At 59.5% G+C, this 3,505-nt stretch carries 2 protein-coding genes; one reads left to right on the top strand and one right to left on the bottom strand.

Annotation, left to right across the window (positions count from 1 at the left end):
• Positions 1-254: 254 nt before the first annotated feature.
• Positions 255-2,321 carry an adenylate/guanylate cyclase domain-containing protein gene (locus tag FS320_RS40220; RefSeq protein WP_152718060.1) on the top strand — a complete coding sequence of 689 codons (2,067 nt, stop codon included), beginning with the start codon at positions 255-257 and terminating at the stop codon, positions 2,319-2,321.
• 261 nt (positions 2,322-2,582) lie between these two features.
• Here FS320_RS40220 and FS320_RS40225 read toward each other — a convergent pair whose 3' ends face one another.
• Positions 2,583-3,107, bottom strand: a complete 525-nt coding sequence (locus FS320_RS40225; protein ID WP_152718062.1) for a YHS domain-containing (seleno)protein — start codon at positions 3,105-3,107, stop codon at positions 2,583-2,585.
• Positions 3,108-3,505 lie beyond the last annotated feature (398 nt).

The raw sequence follows: 3,505 nt of genomic DNA on the forward strand, positions 1-3,505 counted from the left end.
AGTGTCATTCTGGAGCTATCTTGGCGATAGACTGGGAATTGCTGATGCGCCAGCCGTCCCGCGCCTGGCAGATCTGGTCAGCGACCGCTGCTCCTTAGCGTGATCGCCAACGGTTTTGCCCCTATTACGCGTAAGAGACGGGCCCGGGTTCCAAGCCGAACTACAATTTGGTTACGGCCGCTTCGGATCCTGCTATGAAAGCGGGTGACGACCACCTAAGGCTCTCACCCACGGCACCTCAGGGGTAGGCGGGGATGAAACTGGGGTTCCGCTTCACGCTCCTCGCCGCGATCATTGTCCTTATGGTCACATCGCTTGGGGCGGTCTCAGCCTTCGTGCTGATCCGGAACAACGAGAGCTCCCGCGCGATCACTCGCCTGCAGATCGATCAGGCTACAACGGACGTCCAAAATCGGATCGAACGTTTCCTCGAAAAAGGTCCACTGGCCCTGACCCGGATTCAGCGGCTCGTAGAGAGGCGCATCCTCAACCTGGATGATGCCGATCGCCTGGAGGTGTACCTGATCGCTGAAATGCGGGCGGATCGCGACCTAACGTGGTTGAGCTACTCGGATGCGCAGGCAGGCACATTCATCGGAGTCACGCGACGCGATGGAATGCTCGTCCTCAACCGTTCAGCCTTAAATGTGAATGAGGGGCGTCCCCAGGAATGGGAAATTCGCGAGGATGGCACTCGCTCCCCTCTGACCCCGCGACTGCAGGCGTCCTATGATCCCCGCACCGCCCCCTGGTTCCTTCTCGGGCTCGAATCTTTGCAGCCTCGTTGGACGGACCTCTACAAGTTTGCCGAAGGCGAATGGGGCGTCTCGACCGTATTGAGGCTGCGCCCCCCAGGCCATATCGGGGGTGTTGCGACGGCCGATTTCCATCTGCGGGTGATCGATGAGTTTCTCAGCAATCTGCGCGTAGGCAGAAATGGTCGCGCGGCGGTTATCGTCCCCCAGTTAGCAGGCGACCCTGTCATCCTGGGCAGTAGCTCATTGCCATCAGAGATGAGGGCCGATGTCATCGCGGCGGCGGCCCAGCTCTCTACAGCCGACCGCAGCTCTGCCTCTCTGGATGTACAGGCGGTCGGGCAGCAGGCTGGCAGCGACTCAGTCGCCAGGAGTCTGCATATGCTTGAGCCCGCAAGCGGCCGGCCGTGGTTTCTGACCGTGATGGTGCCCGCAGATGAGATCGATGGTCCGATCCAGAGGGCGACCCGGGACACTCTTGTGGTCAGCGCCGGCTTCCTCGCGATCCAGATCGCCATAGCGATCTGGATCGCGAACGCGATCACGCGCCCGATCCGAAACATGAGCGAAGATTTGCGCCAGGTTGGCGAGTTGCGCCTCTCAGGCACGGCTCCTACCCGATCGTTCCTCCATGAGATGGATACGATGTCGATGTCTCTGGCGGCAATGAAAGCGTGCCTTCGGTCCTTCTCACACTATGTTCCGGTAGAGCTCGTGCGGGCCATGTTGGACAGTGGCCAAGAGGTTGAGCCTGGCGGCGAGACGCGGGTGCTGACTGTTCTATTCACCGATATCGCTGACTTCACGAAGATCGCCGAGATCCTTCCTCCAGAACAGCTGAGTCGTGAGCTCGGGAGCTATTTCGACGTTCTGGAGGGTGCAATAACGGAAGCCGGTGGTCTCGTTGACAAGTTCATGGGGGATGGCGCGATGGCCTTCTTCAACGCCCCAGCCCTGCTGCCGGAGCACGCCGCGTGCGCTTGCGAGGCGGCTTTGACGGTGCAGGACCGTCTCCAGATGTTCAACGCGAACCGCCAGTCTGACGGCATGCCGCCGTTCCGGACCCGGGTTGGCCTTGCCCTGGGACCAGCGGTGGTGGGCAACATTGGGACATCTCATCGCCTCGCCTATACAGCGATTGGCGATGTCGTGAACCTCTCGAGCCACCTGGAGGCACTCAACAAGGTTTATGGCACAAGCATCCTGGCCGATGGCGGGGTGTGGGCGGAAGCCGGTCAAGGCTTCGAATGGCGTCATCTCGATCGGATTGCCGTAGCGGGTCGTACGGCACCGGTTGAGCTGTTCGAGCTTCTCGGGCGTCAGGGCCATGTCGATCCTGCCAAGCTTAGGATCCGAGACCTTCATGAGGCTGCACTAAGTGCCTTGATCGCGGGCGACTTCGACACCGCTGAGCGCGGATTCGCGGCGATCGTCAATGCCGCTTCGAATGACCACGCCGCTGGGGTGCTGCTTGCACACTCAGTCGAAACACGGCGGGCTTTCTCTGCGGCACGGCCGCGCGAATGGAGTGGGGTTCACGTTTATACATCCAAGAAGCCAAGCTGAATGATCGAAGCAAGTGGCTTAAACAGAGGAGGCACAGTCGGCGGCGCACTCCACCGGCGGCTCAACGAATGTCGGCTCTTGAGCGCTGAAGCGGATCAATCGCTTACTTCCCAGGTGTGCCAGAACACGACATTCCAAAGTGGTTCCACGCCGGTTAGAGTACTCAGAAGTTGACACTGAGCAAGAGACGGGGCCTGGGTGTAAAGCCAGATGGCACCATGAGCGGCTGGCAATACGCTCGTCTTGAGTGAGATCGAACTCTCATGGATTTCTACTGTTGGGTGCAGGGAACGTGCTGGCATTCGGTTGGGGCTGAACGGCAATCTGTCCGGTCAGGCGGGGCCAATTCTTATCGGCCTGCCTGATGTACGACATCGGGTCACCGAGCCAGAGATCGTAGATCGGTTCCGGACAGTTGAGATAAAGATGGTCATACAGGATCGTCCAGGATTGCGGGTCCACATCCAACAGGCGTCCTTGAGCAACACCATAGGCGCAGTACCCACCGTAGGCCGGAAGATAATGCTCTGGATTCTGCACGGAGAGGCGCTTGTTCGTCTCACTTGAAAACAGCCACTGGGCTCCGCTGTACGCGACGCCAAGTCCAGAACTTCCCTTCCGAGGCTCCCCGGCAATGAAGTAGGCGACGGGATCGTAGCCGTGGATTGCGATTCCATCCCCACCTCGGACGTTGACCAAAGGCTGGCCTGCGGAGGCGGTCAGAGACATACCGCAAAGTGCCGCAAGACCGGCAATTGTCCTCCCAAGGATTGAACACCAACTCATGTGCTTCCTCCTTGCTGCGCTTGGTCGATGTCCCAACCTCGTGAACCAAGGTGTTGAGACCAATACTGCCACGCCAGCGTCCTATGCGTTGCCGGCCACGGCAGTATTACAAAGGTGGCTCCAACGAAGCTTGAGACCGGACGCTCAGGTGCTGGGATGCCTCACGCCACTGATCTAGAAGTCTGGATATTCGGCGCATTGAAGTGTAGCGTTTCTCGGCGGCCGAGACGAGTCCGTCCTGGTGTCTCATCGATCTCGCTGTTTCACAAAGAGATCCTATGAGGCGACGGACAGTGGAACTCGGGTAGGGTTTCGGGGTCCGACATCCGAACCCTGGAGACGCCCCATGGACCTCTCAACCGTTGCTCTGCCCGTCAGCGAGAAGCCTGCCACACTTT

The organism is Microvirga tunisiensis (assembly GCF_009296175.1).
Taxonomy (GTDB): domain Bacteria; phylum Pseudomonadota; class Alphaproteobacteria; order Rhizobiales; family Beijerinckiaceae; genus Microvirga; species Microvirga tunisiensis.

Bases quoted from the DNA above. Each gene is read 5' to 3' on its own strand.
- FS320_RS40225 (WP_152718062.1), bottom strand. From the start codon at position 3,107: ATGAGTTGGTGTTCAATCCTTGGGAGGACAATTGCCGGTCTTGCGGCA.
- FS320_RS40220 (WP_152718060.1), top strand. From the start codon at position 255: ATGAAACTGGGGTTCCGCTTCACGCTCCTCGCCGCGATCATTGTCCTT.